The organism is Acetobacter sp. DmW_043, assembly GCF_002153485.1.
Lineage (GTDB): Bacteria > Pseudomonadota > Alphaproteobacteria > Acetobacterales > Acetobacteraceae > Acetobacter > Acetobacter thailandicus.
In genome coordinates, this window is sequence record NZ_JOMN01000016.1 from 125,727 (window position 1) to 142,515 (window position 16,789).

Below are 16,789 nucleotides of genomic sequence, written 5' to 3' on the forward strand. Positions count from 1 at the left end.
AAGTCGCAAAACTACAAAAACAACCGCACCTGATCAGCATTCAGGTGAAGAGTCGCTCAGCGTCCGAAAGGTTTTTGCGGACGGAAAAGCAGGTGGATAGCCGTGAGGTTATGATCATTCCCCAGGGTGCACCACTCGCCATTCTTAGCATGTATCACTTCAGAATGTTCGCTAAAGCGGGCAGCATATATACAGTCAGTTGTCAGGCTGGCGGGGCCCTTAATGCGAAAGCTAAAGCCGGTCAGAGGGGTATTTTTCCCTCTGCTGCCGCAGAATGAACCGGCTGGCTGCCAGGGGGTATGGCGTCCTTCTTTATTGCGGGCTCTGTATTCAAGCGAGGGGAGGGGAGAGTTTACATCAAGCTGAAAACCTTCGATTGAGCGCAAAGGATCAGAAGAGCCATCAATGACCAGGTGGCCGGAAGGTACGCCCATAACAAATTGTGTGCGGCTGATAAAATCACCCGTTTGTGCCAGATGTGCTGTGAGTGTCAGTGCCCACTCCCGGTCGTAAGGGCTGACTTCCAGCAGTGGCTGGCGGGCAAAAAGAGCATCTTTAAGCTGTTCGGGGGCCATAAGAGCACCGTTGTCATAACGGAGCATGAGGTGCGGGCCTGAATTATTGTAAATATAGTGGTTTTTTGCGTAACGCCCTGTGCGGCAGAATTTTTCAAAAGAGACAAAACAGGCGAAGGTTGACCGGCTGTTTCCCGCAAAAAATGGCAGTGCCAGAGCAATTTCAAAATCAATGATGGAAGAAATCAGGTTCGAACTCAGAATGGACGGAGATAAAAAGTCTGATTTCCAGAAGAGCTCCACACCAAGTTCTTTTAAAACTTCAGCGCGGATGGTTTCTTTGTCAGCTGGCAGACCGCCTTCATCGGAAAGAACATAAGCTTTTGTAAATGTATTTCCCCATGTACGCTTTGCTTTCTGAATAATTTCCAGAAAAGTGGGCTTATATTCTTCATGCGGCGCAGCAAAACTTGCCAGAACATGCTCGGCATAAGACTGCCAGTCGTTCTCTACGCGAAGCTGTATGGCATGAGTAATGCCCTCTGCTTTGATTTTCTGTAGCAGCAGCCTGCAAAAATCCAGTAACAAATCAGACGGCTGCAGGTGGCGTATAATCTGACAGGTCAGGTCAGGCCATTCGACCTGCCCCTTAAGTGCTGTTTCTGCCCAGCGATCGGCTCCTTCTAAAAAGCACTGTCCGCTGTCTGTCATCTCGGGTTCTGGCTCAGCTACAGATGAGAGGCCAAAAGCGCTCAGCGCACGCTCCAGGGTCGCTTCTTTATAGATTTTTTCAAAACTGCAAAAATCATGTTTGCGGGTTTCAGGATAATATGATGTCAGAGAAGGCAGCGTCAGAGATTTTTTGTCGCGTAATGCTTTATGAATAAGGCCAATAATTGCGATTTTCTGGTTTGTCAGGCCTGCTTTAATGGCTGGGTAGCTGATGGCCACAGGTAAATCCTCTCAATAATTTATAAATATTGTAAAAACATATCTGGAATACGACGTAATTTACTTGTGCTGCCTCGCGACAGAAGCTCTGTGAGAGGCAGGTCACTGAGATAGCCGGGTTCCTGGCCCCGCACTACGGCATCAAAAAAATCTCGCATTTCCTGGTCACTGCGCCGCTGATGCGCGCCACTGTCCGGGTTGTGGCTGAGGTTCCATTTCATTGAACGCGTCACATGTAAGCGTTTCATAGCATAATCAATGTCGCATAATTTCAGATGAAACAGCCAGAGGTCTTCATCAAGCAGGCTGTGCTGGTTGCATTCATGAAAGCCTGGCTCCCACTGTGTCGGAATTTTTGCGACCAGCGGCTTTGACTCCCATGGCGTAAGGAAACCGTAAGGGCGCTGAGGAAGAATATCACGTGAGAAATCGACAGGAGGAAGTGAGAGGTTGCCCGGCATAACGTCAATGCCGACTGCTCTGATATTATTGCCGTGTGGCTGCAATTTCAGGTAAGAGGCAAGGCTGTTATAGCGGTCCGGGCGTGGGAGGAGAAACTCATCACAGTCTGTATAAATAACGCAGTCAAAAGATTTTAGCAGTGCTGTGTGGAGATGGGTGATAAAAGCGGCTCGCTGAACGTCGTCAAACTCATCACGGGGTATTTTTATAACATTTCCTGGTATTCTGGTCGTGGATCCATCGTCTGATCCGTGGTCAATAATATAAAGGTTATCATAGCCAAGGTTGCTGCCGTAATAATCGAGCCATACAGGCAGGATTTTACTTTCATTGTAAACCATAGTTATTGCAGCAGAGCGAAAACCCATTTTATCCTCTGAACCTCGTAAAAAATAAGTCTAACATATCCGGATTAATAGCCGAAATATTGTTTATCAACTCTGGTTATGAATTATGCATACCAGAATAGCGTTTGTTTTATCTGTAATGACAGAGATGGTATGTAGTTTAGGGTATGGGTTTTATGAGGCTCAGGCCCCATGCGGTAATGACATAAAGTACAATAGTAAGCAGGCACCCGCTCAAAAGAACAGGGTAAAATGAAACTTTTTTTTCCATGAGCCATGGAACAAAAAGAAACATAGGCAGCGATGGCAGAATATACCAGAAGGTTGCGTAGGTATGTTGTTTCATACCATCTGCATCATGTGTTTCCGTCCACAGCCATATCATACCGAGTATAGATATGAATGGAAGAGAGGCGATCAGCGCACCGAACGCCGGGTAGCGTTTTGCTACGCCGGAGACAATCGCGACAATAAGCCCAGAGAGAATAACCTTGATCAGAAAAAACATCAGGGATCTTATTTTTCCTCTCTGGTGCGATAAGTAGTAAAAATTACAGTGCTTCGTCGTTGGTTTCACGTGTGCGGATACGGATAACACGCGTCAGTTCACTGACAAAAATCTTGCCATCACCAATTTTGCCTGTGTGTGCCGCATCTAGGATCGCTTCGATAGCCTGGTCTGCCATGGCATCAGAGACAGCAACCTCGATCTTAATTTTGGGCAGAAAGCTGATACGATATTCTGCACCACGGTAAATCTCGGTCTGGCCTTTCTGGCGTCCGAACCCTTTGACTTCTGAGACGGTAAGACCCTGAATGCCCAGCGGAGCAAGCGCTTCACGCACATCATCGAGCTTGAAGGGTTTGATAATTGCAGTCACAAGTTTCATTGCAGTCTGGTTCCCTGAGTTTTATGTGCCGTTTTATCTTTTTGTAAAAAATGAATAATTGTGACGAATGTAACTGTTTGTAAACATCCTGCCAGAATTTTCCGGTGTTGACGAGTCTTCTTCTTTGGCATCTGAAGATGGATGGTCTAGATAGTGAAAACTGTGCTCGTGCTTTGTGCTGCGGGCAGCAGAATACTCTGCCAGGTATATGAGGAAAAACAGTTATGGCTGCTGCATCTGAAATCACGTCTGACACACCATCTTTGACTGATGTTGATGTGTGTGTTGTCGGAGCTGGTCCGGTCGGAGCGGCTCTGGCCTGTCGTCTGGCAAGAGCCGGTATTAAAGTAGCTATAGTTGATCGCATGGCGCTTGAGCCTATGGAGCATCCTGATTTTGACGGGCGGGCTTATGCCATTGCGGCCGGTCCCCGGCAGTTGCTGGAGGATGCCGGCGTGTGGGAACACCTGCCACTTGAGTCATGCCCTATTGAAGAGATTCTTGTAACAGATGGCCGCCCCGGTGAGCCTGCCTCGTCATTGTTTGTAGAGTTCACCCGTCAGGATGCCAGTCAGCCATTTGGCTGGATGGCAGAAGCCCGCGGTCTGCGTATGGCACTCAATAAAGCCATGCATCACCAGGCTAATCTTACAGTTCTGGCTCCCGCTGAAGTGAAGGTTGAACGCCAGGCTGATACAGCGGTTATTCGTTTGCATGATGGCAGAAGCTTCAAGGCTTCTCTGGTTGTTGCTGCTGATGGCCGTAAAAGTCGGCTGCGTAATGAGGCCGGTATTCCTTTGACACGTCTGGCTTATAAGCAGACGGCAATTGTCGCGGCCATTGCCCATGAATATCCGCATGATAATGCTGCCCTGGAGCATTTTTTGCCAGCCGGGCCTTTTGCGCAGCTGCCTATGGCCGGAACAGAGGAGTATCCTAACCTTTCAGCAATCGTCTGGAGTGATAAAGACGGTGTCGCTGAGCGTTTTGCGGCTTTGCCGGATGATCAGTTTGCCCGCGAAATTGAGCGTCGTATGGGTAATTCACGCCTGGGTAAAGTGACCCCCGTGGGTCGTCGCTGGACATATCCGCTCTCAGCGCAATATGCACAGCGTTATACCGCGACACGACTGCTGCTGATTGGTGATGCTGCCCATGGTATTCATCCTATTGCGGGGCAGGGGCTTAACCTTGGTTTTCGTGATGTTATTGCTTTGAGTGATATTTTGATAAAAGCACATCAGAGAGGGGAAGATTATGGCTCTCCTGCACTGCTTGCCCGTTATCAGGCGCGTTGTCGCCCCGCAAATATGATGATGCTGGCGGCTACTGATGTGCTTGACAGGCTGTTTAGCAATAATAACCCTCTTCTGCGTCTGACAAGAGATCTCGGGCTGGCGGGCGTTAATCGTATTCCTGCTTTGCGTCGCGCGTTTGTACGTCACGCGATGGGCGTGTAGGGTAAACCGATTTTTTTATTGCTGCTGCCCGGAAAGGAGCTGTGAGTGACACGTAATCAGCCGTCTCAGGTTCTCTCAGGTTATTTTGCTGAGGCTGAGACCGCAGCCTCCTGGCTGAATGTTTTGTGGCAGAATATGACGATGCAGGCCTGTGAGTGTTATGACCCTCTGGTCAAAGGCCTCCTGGCAACCGGCGTGCGCAACCATGCTGATTTTGCTTCAGCTCTGGCAGCTCTTATGGGTCGTAAACTTGGCGATCACTCTGTTGCAGTTTCGGCATTATCAGAGCTTGTGGCTGAGGCTTACCGGGCTGATCCCTCGATAGTGTACGCCTCAGCCGCTGATCTTGTTGCTATTCGTGAGCGTGACCCTGCATGCCCTGATTTTGTGACCCCTTTTTTGTTTTTTAAGGGGTATCACGCGGTGCAGAGCTACCGTGTGGCGAACTGGCTCTGGCGGGCAGGGCGGCGGCACCTTGCTTTGCATCTGCAAAGCCGGGCTTCTGAATTATTTGCAGTTGATATTCACCCGGCGGCCCGTCTCGGTCAGCGTATTCTCTTTGATCATGGTACCGGTATTGTGGTGGGTGAGACCTGTATTATTGAAGATGATGTATCGATTTTACAGGGGGTAACTCTTGGCGGTACGGGTAAGCATAGTGGTGACAGGCACCCCAAGGTTTGCCGGGGTGTGCTGATTGGTGCCGGGGCAAAGGTGCTTGGTAATATTCAGCTGGGTGAAGGCGCCAAGGTGGGGGCGGGTTCTATTGTTCTCGAAAATGTACCCGCATTTACTACGGTTGTTGGTAACCCGGCCCGCAAGGTCGGTACACGTCATTCAGGCATGCCTGCATTGACAATGGACCAGATTCTTCCGCCGGTTGACTATATTATCTGATCTGTATTTCACAGAGGATGTAAAAAAGGGCGTGCCACTGATGAAAGCGGCACGCCCTTTTTGTATCCCCCTTCGGAGTGCGGAAGCACTCCGAAGGAAAGACGACAGTGGTATCAGAAATCCATACCGCCCATGCCGCCCATGCCACCCATGTCCGGGCCACCAGCAGGAGCTGCTTTTTTCTCAGGGCGTTCAGCAACCATAGCTTCGGTTGTGATCAGCAGGCCAGCAACAGATGCTGCGTCCTGAAGGGCTGTGCGCACAACTTTAGCAGGGTCGATAATGCCGGCTTCAACCAGGTTTTTGTATTCACCTGCCTGAGCATCAAAACCAAATGCATAGTCCGTGTTTTCAAGGACTTTGTTGGCAATGACTGCACCATCTTCACCAGCGTTATGAGCGATCTGGCGCAAAGGAGCCTGCAGAGCTTTGCGGATGATCTCGCCACCAACGCGCTGGTCTTCGTTGTGGTAGTGCAGTTTGGCCAGAGCCAGAGTTGCACGTGCCAGAGCCGTACCACCGCCAGGAACGATGCCTTCTTCAACAGCTGCACGGGTTGCGTGCAGAGCATCGTCAACGCGGTCTTTGCGCTCTTTAACTTCGATCTCTGTTGAACCACCAACGCGGATAACAGCAACACCACCAGCCAGTTTAGCCAGACGTTCCTGCAGTTTTTCGCGGTCGTAGTCAGAGGTTGTTTCTTCGATCTGAGCGCGGATCTGCTTGCAACGACCTTTAATGTCGTCAGCTTTACCTGCACCATCGACAATGGTTGTGTTTTCTTTGTCGATGCGTACTTTTTTCGCTGTGCCAAGCATTGGCAGAGTAACGGTTTCCAGCTTGATGCCCAGATCTTCGCTGATAACCTGACCACCGGTCAGAATAGCGATATCTTCGAGCATAGCTTTGCGACGGTCACCAAAGCCAGGAGCTTTAACCGCAGCAATTTTCAGGCCACCACGCAGTTTGTTAACAACGAGGGTAGCAAGAGCTTCACCGTCAACATCTTCAGCGATGATGAGCAGCGGACGGCCAGACTGAACAACTGATTCCAGCAGTGGCAGCATTGGCTGCAGAGAAGAGAGTTTCTTCTCGTGGATCAGGATGAAGGGGTTTTCGAGGTCGGCTGTCATCTTTTCCGTGTTTGTCACGAAATAAGGAGAGATGTAGCCGCGGTCGAACTGCATGCCTTCAACAACGTCCAGCTCGGTCTGGAAGTGTTTAGCTTCCTCAACGGTGATAACACCTTCAGAGCCGACTTTCTGCATGGCTTCTGAAATCATTTTACCGATTTCGCTTTCGCCGTTTGCAGAGATCGTGCCAACCTGAGCTGTTTCAGCCGGTGTGGTGATTTTCTTTGCGTTTTTCTTCAGCTCTTCGATAACTGATGCAACAGCTTTATCGATGCCGCGTTTCAGATCCATCGGGTTCATGCCAGCTGCAACAGCTTTGTGGCCTTCACGAACGATAGCCTGAGCCAGAACGGTGGCTGTTGTGGTGCCGTCACCAGCAACATCGTTGGTTTTAGATGCAACTTCACGCAGCATCTGAGCGCCCATGTTTTCGAACTTGTCAGCCAGTTCGATTTCTTTAGCAACAGACACGCCGTCTTTTGTGATGCGTGGTGCGCCAAAGCTCTTGTCGAGCACTACGTTACGACCTTTTGGGCCAAGTGTAACTTTTACAGCGTCAGCCAGGATGTCAACGCCACGCAGCATACGCTGGCGTGCATCAGCACCGAATTTTACGTCCTTAGCAGCCATAGAATTTCTCCAGTGAGGATCGGTTGAATATTGAAAAGCGTCTCACAGACACGTCACTCAGGAAATAATACCCAGAATGTCGCTTTCTTTCATGATCAGCAGGTCTTCACCGTCGATCTTCACTTCTGTGCCGGACCATTTGCCGAACAGGATGGTGTCGCCAGCCTTAACATCAAGCGCTACGATCTGACCCTGCTCATTGCGGGCGCCAGGACCAGCAGCGACAACTTTACCTTCCATAGGCTTTTCTTTAGCCGTGTCAGGAATGATGATGCCGCCAACAGTCTTTTCTTCGCTTTCGAGACGACGCACGACCACACGGTCATGCAAAGGACGAAATTTCGTCATTATGGATCTCTCCACGTTTCTTATCTGTGCGATGGTATCCTTATCAGGAAGCTATACCATCTGCGTTTACCGCGCGTAACACACGCCGCGTTACGTTAGCACTCCCACCCCGGGAGTGCCAAATCAGGAGATAGGTCTGCCTCTCAGACAAGTCAAGGAAGGGAGAAAAAAACTTTCTGATTTTTTGTTTTGTTATCTGAGCGTTCATATCTGAAGCGATATCTGCTGCCGTTACAAACTTTATTTCCTCAATATAATCAGCAGGTAAACGCCATTTCTGCCATTTCCGCCCTGAGGCAGGGTGGTATTTTTATTGACATTTGCAGAGCTTCATGGCCGGAATAAATAATCCTGCAGCCGGCCATGCGGTTTGTCCGGCAGGGAGAAGACTATAAGAGAGTTACCTGCAGATGCCTACCGGAACAGTTAAATGGTTTAATGCCACTAAAGGCTTTGGTTTTATTGCCCCAGAAGAAGGCGGTAAAGACGTGTTCGTGCACATCACAGCTGTTCAGGCTGCTGGCCTGCGCGGCCTGGATGAAAATCAGAAAGTTTCTTACGACCTGGTTACAGAGCGTGGTAAAGAAGCTGCTACAAACCTTAAAACACTCTGAGTCTGAATATAATTTTCTCTGCGGGTGCATGTGACCTTTAATCAGGAAGCATGACTCTCTGTAGAGAAGAGCTGAATTTCAGACGGAAGGTTTTTAATCTTTCGGGAGTAGAAAGCTTCTGATTTCTTCAGCGGCTTTCGCCAGCCCCCTGCGTTCAGGGCTGACACCATGCGGAAAAGCAGAAAGAAGACGTGAGGGTGTGCGTCGGTCCAGCAATACAAATACACCGCGGTCTGACTGACTGCGAATAAGACGGCCAAAAGCCTGCCGCAGTTTCATACGGGCGATGCTGTCGTCATATCCCTTGGGGTCACCACCTGACAGATGCACACGGCGTTCTCTGTGCAGAATGTCCGGTCTCGGCCAGGGAACACGCTCAAATACGACAAGCCTTAAGGCCCGGCCTGGTACATCAACGCCGTCTCGCATGGCATCCGTACCCAGCAGGCAGGCATTTTCTTCAGTGCGAAAAATATCAATCAGTGTTGCATTATCCAAGGCGTTAACGTGCTGTGCATAAAGGGGGATATTTTGTTCTCTGAGGGGGGTAGCAATATGAGAGTGCACACCCTTCAGGCGTGAAATGGCGGTAAACAGACCCAGTCCGCCGCCGCCAGACGCTGTGAATAATGTTCTGAAAGCAGCAGAAAGATCATGCAGATTATTATGGTCTAAATCGTTAATAATGAAGGTTCGCGTCTGGCTGGCATAATCAAAAGGGCTGCTCAGGCTGGCCCGTACTGCCGGGGCAGGAAAATGGCAGACTCCGGTTAGTGCTTCAGCCGCAGCCCATGAGCGTTCAGCTTCCTCAGTATCAAACTCTGCCTGTGCGGGTGTCGAGGACGCTGGCGGGTCGGCACTTTCTGAACGATCACGCAGAGTAGCTGAGGTAATCAGCAGACCCTGAGCGGGTAATGCCATAATGCCCGCGAATGGAATAGTGGGGTCAAGCCAGTGACGGTGCAGGCCGACATCCTGCTCAATCAGGTGCTGCTTGCCCCGTCGGGTCAGGCGCAGAAAATGAACATGCTCAGGCATAGTGCCAGGTTCTCTTGCTGGCTGGTCAAAGGTTTCAAGCATGGATATCCATGCTTCCACGCGGGTGATCGCACGGCGCTGGAGTGAGCGCACCATGGCTTCAATACGTCCGCGTGTTGTGCTGTCGAGCGTATCAGCTTCGTCCTGCAGGCGGAAGTTCAGAGCACTGGCTAATGCCCGCAAAGGCTGAGCAAGCTGCATATAGGCCTGGGCCAGTGTATGGCTTGCATGCGTCAGTTCAGGCAGGGGCGGGTGCAGGTCACATTCTATTGTGCCGTAACTCTGGTCTGTCTGGTTGCGTGCCATGACCTGCTGGCGAATAAGGCGTAAAAAAACTTCAGTAGGGTTTTCAAGTTTCGGGGCTGGTGGTGTGGTGTCCGCCTCCTCAGGCGTGTCTGTCTTTTCCTGCGTTGTTTCCGATTCATTAAGGCGAACGGACCAGCCTGGTGCAGGCAGGGCATGGGCTGCCATAAGAGCGGAATCCAGCTGTGCTTCAAGTTTTTTGTGGCCGGATACGAGGTCATCAAGGCGGCGCTTCAGCCCGCGGGCACGAGAGCGGTTGCCCTCTGCACCAAGCAGCCAGCGTCGTAATTCAGCTGCTTCAAGCCCTGAAAGCTCGGCTGAAAAAGCGCCATCAGCGGCATCTGAAAGGTGGTGGCCTTCGTCAAAAATATAATGGGAGGGGATCGTCTCTTCCTGCGGAGTTTCTTCGGTTGCGTCCCCGTCATGGCGGGCATAGGCAACCTGCGCCATAACGAGAGCATGGTTAGCAATAACCAGGTCGGCTTCACGTGCGCGCCGGATGGTGTGTTCAACGAAACAGCGCTGGTAGTGCGCGCATGCCCCGTGGATGCATTCACCACGCCGGTCTGCGACGGCTGATGTAATATTATGCCCGAAGACTGAGCCAAACCAGCCGGGCAGGTCGCCACCAGTCAGATCACCATCGGCTGAGGCCATGGCCCAGCGGGCCAGCATAGCCAGTGCGACAGTCAGGCGTGCCGGGCGGGAAGCGGCGCTGTTGACGATATCTTCCATATTCAGAAGACACATATAATTTTCACGTCCTTTCCGCAGCACAACATGGCGGCGGCGGGTGGCTTCATCAGGGAAAATCCGTTTCGTTTCCTGCTCTATCTGACGTTGCAGGTGGCGTGTGTAGGTGCTGATCCACACCGTGCCGTCATTACGTTCGGTCCACAGGCTGGCCGGTGCAAGGTAGCCCAGAGTTTTACCTGTGCCTGTACCGGCCTCCGCCAGCACAATCGAGGGGCTTGCGGCATGTGTTGCTGGTGTAAAAGCAATGGTTGACACACTGGAGAAGTCAGCCTGGCCGGCACGGTTTTCTGCTGTTTCTCCCAGCAGGGCAGCAAGGCGTGTGCGGGCTTCAGCCGCCGTGATCGGGTAAGCTGAGGCAGGGGGGCGGGGGGCTGCTTCTTCCCATTTGGGAAGTTTATGCCAGATACGCAGCGCATCAGCCGGTTGCATGGCGTCATCAGGCAGTTTTCCTGATGACGTAAGCCTGCTGTTTAGTCTGATGCACTCTGCAACTGTGCTGGCCCATGGCCACTCTGCCTGCCCAAGGCGTATTGTCAGAGCGTTGAGAAACTCTGCCTGCGGGCCGTTGCTCAGCGTTTCAAGGTCGGCGAGTATCTGAGAGAGCAGAGTATGTAACAGGTCTGCCTCTTCGGATGGGATATCATCAGGCTCATGACCCAGGGCAATAGCCAGTCCGCGTGGCGTTGGTACGACGGGCCGGGCCGGATAGACAAAGGTGTAGAGTTCAAGCAGGTCGAAGCATGGAAAAGGCTGCTCAGACGTGCGCAGGCCCAGCTCAGAGAGTGTGTCGGGTGCATTGACAACCAGAGGGGGTGTCATCGTGCGCAAATGCCTGCATGCTTCTGAGGCTGAAAGCGTCAGAAGTTCGCCATCTTCTGTGAGTAAAGAGAAGAGGTGCTGGCGAACCATAAGGGCAGGTGCATATCGGGCAGAGGGGAATGAGCTGGGCATGATCTTACCCTTCATACGCAACAAGCTTCGTAAGAGCCAGCCTTGTTCACTGTCGTAATGTTGACTTTACCGGCACATGTAATTTCGGCACAGTGCCGGACACGTTTTTAACGGCTGAGCAGGTCAGGGCAGCTGTTCGGAGCAGATAAGTTTTAGACGCATGTGTCATGATTTTTACGAACAAAGTACAAAATCAGACATAAAAAGGGGAAGGTTACAGCACACATATGAGCCATGTAGCAGAAGGTGCGGAGCAGGTGCAGACTGCTCCGGTAGGGGATGTCACTATTCGTGTGATTGCTATGCCCGAAAATACAAACCCCGCCGGTGATATTTTTGGTGGGTGGATTATCTCGCAGATGGATCTTGCTGCAGGGTCTGTTGCTACGCAGCGTGCCCGTGCCAAAACTGTAACAATAGCGATGGATGCGGTTTCTTTTCATGCACCCGTTGCTGTTGGTGATGAGCTGACAGTTTATACATCGATCGGAAAGATTGGTCGCACGTCGCTGACAATCAATATTGAAGCATGGGCGCGCCCGCGCCGTGACCCCGGGTTGCGGCTTGTTACAAAAGGGCGTTTTGTTTTTGTTGCTGTAGATGAAAACAATAAACCAACGCCTGTGCCTGAGCAGGTGTAATCAGCGGGTATCGTGACAGTGCCTGATAAGGCACTGTCATCACCGGGTGTATTGTGTGTCTTCCTTTATTCTTTGCTTTATCCAGCCCCGCTGATCTTACGGCTGAAGTTTTAAAATGATGCTGTCAGGCTGAGGTTGAAGGAGCGGCCAAACCCCAGAAGCGGGACGAAAGAACCGGTCTGTTTATAAACACCTGTATCAACGCCACCCAGTGGCAGGTAATATTTCTGGTCCATAATATTGTCGATACTGCCGTCAATGGTAAACATTTTCCATCGGTAGCTGCTGCCTATCCCAAGCAGGGCATAACCTGGTGTGCGCGGTTCATTGCGCAGCCAGTCAACGGTTGTTTTACTTTTGACAAGTGTGAGGTCTATACGCCCTGACCAGTTGCCATAAGTTTCTGTCAGGCGAACGGAGCCGTTAACCGGCATCTGATGGTAAAGCCCTGAGTGGGTAACCAGATCCTGCCCTCTGACCCAGTTAAGGTTTGTTTTCAGGTCAGCTCTGCCATATTTGTTTGTATCCCACAAATTCAGGTGTCCGCTGGCATTGATACCGTAGCTGCGGGCGTTGTGGTTAACGAACTGAAGTGTTGCCGGTGATGCGGTCGCTGAAGAGAGGCGTATCACATTAATATAGTTATGCGTGTAGGTATAAAAGGGCTGAACGCTGATATTCCACTTCTGAGAAGAAGGGTCATGCCAGTCGAGTGTCGCGCTGATGGTGTTGGCAATTTCGGGTTTGAGATTAAGGTTGCCGACATAGCCGTTGCCATCACCGAACCAGCCTATCATACGTGTAGCCATACTGCCACGGCCCCATGCATAGCGTTCATACAGGTTAGGTGAGCGGGTTTTGCGGGCGTATCCGCCCTCAAGTGAAAGACTGTCAGTAATCAGCCACTTTCCGGTGGCGGTTACGTCAAAGTTGACATCAGTGCGCCCCCGGCGTGCGGCGTTAAAATTACGGGCTGCCGCAGCATCAGCGGCTGACATCATGCCGCTCCATGAGTAGGGGGTCACCTGGCCGGTGTTCATCATGATAATATCATTGCGCACGCCAAGCTGCGTAGAAAAACGAGAGGTCCACCGGGCATTCCATTCGACAAAGTGTCCCAGATGATCACGATGGCCATTGTTGATGTTTTTATAGGTATTCGGCCCCATCATCATGCTGCCCTGTAGTGGTGGCCACCAGTCATTCAGCCCGTTATGGTTAAAAGAGCTGCCGGCTTTTAGGGTGTGGCTGGTGCTGAGTGGTATCGTGGCAAGAATGTTATAGGCGGCTGTGCGTGAATCAGTGTTCATGGGCATGCCGGTTGTTGCCGAGTGGCCACCTTTGTCGCCCAGCATGTTCATGACATGTGAAACACGCTGCCAGTATCCCTGCACTTCAAGGGTGCCCCAGTTAAAGTCACCTTTATACTTACCATCAACATACGTGGAGCGGTTGTTGGTCATATCCATATACTGGTTAGGAAAACCTTCGTAGGGAATGTCCTGCTGCCCGAAAGTGATAGCAAGCAGGTGATTCTTTTTATGAATCCCAAGCGTTACAGCATGGTTGTAACTGAGATAACTGGTTGAGCGTACAAGAGTGCCGCCCCCGGCGCGGTAATTGGTGGCGTGGGCATATGACCCGGTATAGCGCAGGCTTATCGTGTCGTTAGCAGCGGTAATGCTGCCGGAAACACCTGACCCGGCACCGTTGCTTTTATAGTCAGCACGAACATGACCAGTGACAAGAATTTTACCTGCTTTTGCAAAAAGCGGGTCCTTGCGCCTGATCTGAATAGTACCGCCGGTACTGTCGCCGCCAAGACTGACAGGTGTAATGCCGGCAATAGCAACGGCTTCTGAAACGCTGTCAGGGTCGACATACGACATGGCCGGGTTCATGTGGTTGGGGCAGGCAGGGGGAATGTTCATGCCGTCAACCAGGGTGTTGACCCGGTCATCTGCCATACCGTTCAGAACCGGCAGGGAAGAGACACCCCCGGCAGAGTAGCTGCTGTACCCCATGCTGTTTTTGAGCAGATTAGCTGTGTCAGGGCTGGTAATGGCGCTATGGCGTATGCCGTTAACGATAATCGTTTCGGCTTTAGGTGCGGGCTGCCCCGGTGCGGGAGACACAGGATGTGTCATTGTGCTGACGACAGGTGTCAGTGTGTCTGCATACGCTGCCGTCAGGCAGGTATAAGGCGTCGTTGCCAGCAGAAGGCATGTAAATGCAGCATAGTGTGATCGTATACGACCGCAGCCGCAGGGCTTTGCGGTGAAAAGCATTGGTATCATCCTGAACAGAAAAAAATACGCGGCCTTTTTCACTTCGTTCGGGGTGTGCAGGGCAGCCGGCAGCAACCCTTTGAGCGCAGGAAAAAAGGCGGTGTGGTCAGTTCAGAAGGATAAGGGGGGAGCGCGCGACGGTGGTAACGTGCGCGGAGCAGGGGGAGGTGCTCTGGCCTGATAAGACTGATGCTCCTGCCTGTATCGTTCGGCAGAGCAACCAGGCAGGGCCGGCAGGCTTGTCAGAATAAGCGCTGTCATGACCAGAAGTGGGCAGAGGATACAGCTTTCGTGCGACGGGCCGTGATGATGCCCGTGATGATGATGCATGTGCATCATCGGCATTATGGTGCAGTCAGTCTGGTGCTGCGGGTTAATATCAATGCCGGTCAGGCGCTCGATAGCCGCGCGGGGCATTTCATCAGGGAGAGTAAAGCCCTGAAGCAGAACCTGTGCGACTGTACCTGTAAGCGTCAGAAAGATAAGCAGTCGCAGCGCAAGCTGAACTCCCCATCTGTTACTGACGCGCTTCTGGTACATTATAAAAGATACTCTGTTGTGTGTAATGCTCTGCTTTAAAACAAGAGAGTACGGCTGACAATGTCAGTAAGACGCACGTCTTCTGCGTTTTGCGAATGGCGTGGCGTGGCGGTTAATATTTTTTACGGTTGTTTATGACTGTTCTGCCTTGTGCAGTATGGGCCTGCACATCGTATTATACGCAGAGTGATATAATTGACTCGCTTACTTTTAAGCTATGGCATAGATTGAGTTGCATGGAAGACCAGACAGATTTCGATGAAGATGATGTGGACCTGGGTATGACGGAAGAAGGAGAGTCTTTAATGTCTGTCCTGATGCTTCCTGTGTGTCTTCTTCTCGGTGTGGCCTTAGCAGCTGTTGTGACCAGCTGGTGGTTTACATAATAGAATTTTTTCTTGCTCTGTCGGGAGCGGATAGTATGACCACAAACTATTGTGCAGTTTATGGTCATATATAGTTTTTGTATTTTAGAGTTTTAGCTGCTCTGCCGCCTTAGCCGGGCTTAACCCCTGCTGGTTGACGCTTTTAGCAATGGCAAGCACCTTACGTGTATTGTTTCTGTCTATATTCAGTGAGTGAATGACACTGCCAATATTCGCAGGGGTGACGGTTCCGGTATCTGCGGCAGTTTTATATGTTTTTATGGTTGCCACACTTAGGGTGGCGGGAGACTGATTAGCATTAAGAGCATAAAGCCATGAACGTGCAGCTTCAGGTGTGGTAATGCCGGCCTGTATAAATTTGCTTGCCATCAGAGATGACAGACCCGTTGCACGCCATGCAATAATCTGTTCGGGGCTGGATACACCGGCAACAATCCAGTCCTGAGCTTCAATGGGGTTCATTAACCCATGTGATTCAAGATAGAATCCCTGCTGCTCAGTCAGGCCACAGGGCGCCCATTTATTGATGGGCTTAGGGCTCGCGCATGCACTTAAAGATAGTGCTGTAGCCAGAATGAAAAAACGTTTCACTTTGCTCTCCCCGAGGCCTCATTAAGATTGAATTAAGCGTATATTAAAATAAGAGCTAAGGCGAGGGAGTGCCTAAGCTTTGCGGTCATTCATTGTGCTGCTACTGACGTGTGTTAGATGTAACATGATGTCGGGTTGTGGAGTAAAATTGATTCATATTTTATTCCAGTTAATTTGTGTAAATATTCATCTTTAAAAGAAGGGTAAAAATAAAAAATAAATATAAAACAATATAATTTAAATTATTTTTCAATATTTAATTTTATTATTATAATCATGTAAATATTTTTATTTTTATTTAATAAAGATTGCGATATTTTTTTGTCGATTTTTTACAAACAATTAACAAACATTTAATGTTTTATGCTGCTTCGGGTTTAATATATTAAAATTTTTTAATATAAATTAAGTTTTGTTTATTAAAATCTTAATATATTTAAAGGTTTAAGTTAACATTAATCAAACTAAATTAGGAAGACGCTATGTCTACCACTATTAATATCAGTTCAGGGCAAACAAGTGCTAATATCAATGTAACGAGTGGCAGCACTTATATAATACAGGATGGAGGGTCTCTTCAGAGTTCTGTTATCGAATCTGGTGCAACTGTAAGTGCCCTAGATTCGTATAGTAATGATACGGACTTCACAGCGGCTATTGATGGTGTGAGTGTCAGTGGCGGAGAGCTTAATCTTTTAGATGATTCGGTTTCGAAAGATGTAACGCTGGATGATGGTGTTGTCAGCGGAACAAGTCAGGCTCGTATTTTTGGTTTAACCGTTAACAGCGGTTCAGCTGCGTTTACAGGTTCATGGTTAAATGATGTCCAGGTCAGTGGCGGTACGCTCAATATTTATGAGAGTGTTACAGTTGATCAGTTAGATGATATTACTGATAACTCTGCTCCATCTAATGGGCCTTTGCTTGTAACGGGTAGTGGTGTTCTTGATATTGGTCTGGGTAACACTATAAGGAAAGGAATAAGCGCTAGGGCCTGTTAGATCTTGAAACTCTTCCCATATTGTAGAGATGGAAGAAGGAGACGGAA

At 50.1% G+C, this 16,789-nt stretch carries 16 protein-coding genes; 6 read left to right on the forward strand and 10 right to left on the reverse strand.

Going from position 1 to position 16,789, the window contains the following annotated elements; genetic code table 11:
* Nucleotides 1-56: 56 nt before the first annotated feature.
* From HK11_RS06960 to HK11_RS06975, 4 genes are all read right to left on the reverse strand, one after another.
* Entirely contained in the window at nt 57-1,466 is a 1,410-nt protein-coding gene (locus HK11_RS06960) for a hypothetical protein (RefSeq protein ID WP_086554622.1), read from the reverse strand.
* 20 nt (nt 1,467-1,486) lie between these two features.
* Complete coding sequence (locus tag HK11_RS06965) at nt 1,487-2,296, reverse strand: glycosyltransferase family 2 protein (protein WP_086554623.1); 810 nt, start codon at nt 2,294-2,296, stop codon at nt 1,487-1,489.
* A 139-nt stretch (nt 2,297-2,435) separates the two neighbouring features.
* On the reverse strand, nt 2,436-2,783 hold the full coding sequence (locus HK11_RS06970) for a DUF3147 family protein (RefSeq protein WP_086554624.1): 348 nt from the start codon (nt 2,781-2,783) through the stop codon (nt 2,436-2,438).
* Between the two features lie 43 nt (nt 2,784-2,826).
* Nucleotides 2,827-3,165 carry a P-II family nitrogen regulator gene (locus tag HK11_RS06975; protein WP_086554625.1) on the reverse strand — a complete coding sequence of 113 codons (339 nt, stop codon included), beginning with the start codon at nt 3,163-3,165 and terminating at the stop codon, nt 2,827-2,829.
* Between the two features lie 224 nt (nt 3,166-3,389).
* Between HK11_RS06975 and HK11_RS06980 the strand changes: the two genes are divergently transcribed.
* Together HK11_RS06980 and cysE are read left to right on the forward strand one after the other, a co-directional pair.
* Nucleotides 3,390-4,625: a UbiH/UbiF/VisC/COQ6 family ubiquinone biosynthesis hydroxylase gene (locus HK11_RS06980; RefSeq protein WP_086554626.1), complete on the forward strand. Its 1,236-nt coding sequence runs from the start codon at nt 3,390-3,392 to the stop codon at nt 4,623-4,625.
* A gap of 135 nt (nt 4,626-4,760) precedes the next feature.
* Nucleotides 4,761-5,522, forward strand: a complete 762-nt coding sequence (gene cysE, locus HK11_RS06985; RefSeq protein WP_086554646.1) for a serine O-acetyltransferase — start codon at nt 4,761-4,763, stop codon at nt 5,520-5,522.
* 113 nt (nt 5,523-5,635) lie between these two features.
* On the opposite strand, the gene groL is transcribed toward cysE, so the two are convergent.
* On the reverse strand, nt 5,636-7,285 hold the full coding sequence (gene groL / locus HK11_RS06990; protein WP_086554627.1) for a chaperonin GroEL: 1,650 nt from the start codon (nt 7,283-7,285) through the stop codon (nt 5,636-5,638).
* A gap of 57 nt (nt 7,286-7,342) precedes the next feature.
* Nucleotides 7,343-7,633, reverse strand: coding sequence for a co-chaperone GroES (groES, locus tag HK11_RS06995; RefSeq protein WP_086554628.1), 291 nt, complete (start codon nt 7,631-7,633; stop codon nt 7,343-7,345).
* A 410-nt stretch (nt 7,634-8,043) separates the two neighbouring features.
* Between groES and HK11_RS07000 the strand changes: the two genes are divergently transcribed.
* Entirely contained in the window at nt 8,044-8,247 is a 204-nt protein-coding gene (locus tag HK11_RS07000; RefSeq protein ID WP_086554629.1) for a cold-shock protein, read from the forward strand.
* A 93-nt stretch (nt 8,248-8,340) separates the two neighbouring features.
* Here HK11_RS07000 and HK11_RS07005 read toward each other — a convergent pair whose 3' ends face one another.
* Nucleotides 8,341-11,295 (reverse strand): ATP-dependent DNA helicase, encoded by a 2,955-nt coding sequence (locus HK11_RS07005; protein ID WP_086554630.1) that lies wholly within the window; start codon nt 11,293-11,295, stop codon nt 8,341-8,343.
* Between the two features lie 227 nt (nt 11,296-11,522).
* Here HK11_RS07005 and HK11_RS07010 point away from each other — a divergent pair, with 227 nt between their 5' ends.
* Complete coding sequence (locus tag HK11_RS07010) at nt 11,523-11,936, forward strand: acyl-CoA thioesterase (RefSeq protein ID WP_086554631.1); 414 nt, start codon at nt 11,523-11,525, stop codon at nt 11,934-11,936.
* Between the two features lie 110 nt (nt 11,937-12,046).
* Here HK11_RS07010 and HK11_RS07015 read toward each other — a convergent pair whose 3' ends face one another.
* Both HK11_RS07015 and HK11_RS07020 read right to left on the reverse strand, forming a co-directional pair.
* Entirely contained in the window at nt 12,047-14,233 is a 2,187-nt protein-coding gene (locus tag HK11_RS07015) for a TonB-dependent receptor (protein ID WP_086554647.1), read from the reverse strand.
* Between the two features lie 102 nt (nt 14,234-14,335).
* Entirely contained in the window at nt 14,336-14,764 is a 429-nt protein-coding gene (locus HK11_RS07020) for a DUF2946 family protein (RefSeq protein ID WP_086554632.1), read from the reverse strand.
* 236 nt (nt 14,765-15,000) lie between these two features.
* On the opposite strand from HK11_RS07020, the gene HK11_RS12460 reads away from it, so the two are divergent.
* Nucleotides 15,001-15,150 carry a hypothetical protein gene (locus HK11_RS12460; RefSeq protein ID WP_198943235.1) on the forward strand — a complete coding sequence of 50 codons (150 nt, stop codon included), beginning with the start codon at nt 15,001-15,003 and terminating at the stop codon, nt 15,148-15,150.
* Between the two features lie 84 nt (nt 15,151-15,234).
* On the opposite strand, the gene HK11_RS07025 is transcribed toward HK11_RS12460, so the two are convergent.
* The gene (locus HK11_RS07025; protein ID WP_086554633.1) at nt 15,235-15,741 is read right to left on the reverse strand and encodes a hypothetical protein; all 507 of its coding nucleotides are present in this window, start codon (nt 15,739-15,741) and stop codon (nt 15,235-15,237) included.
* 482 nt (nt 15,742-16,223) lie between these two features.
* Here HK11_RS07025 and HK11_RS07030 point away from each other — a divergent pair, with 482 nt between their 5' ends.
* Nucleotides 16,224-16,742, forward strand: a complete 519-nt coding sequence (locus HK11_RS07030) for a hypothetical protein (protein ID WP_086554634.1) — start codon at nt 16,224-16,226, stop codon at nt 16,740-16,742.
* Nucleotides 16,743-16,789 lie beyond the last annotated feature (47 nt).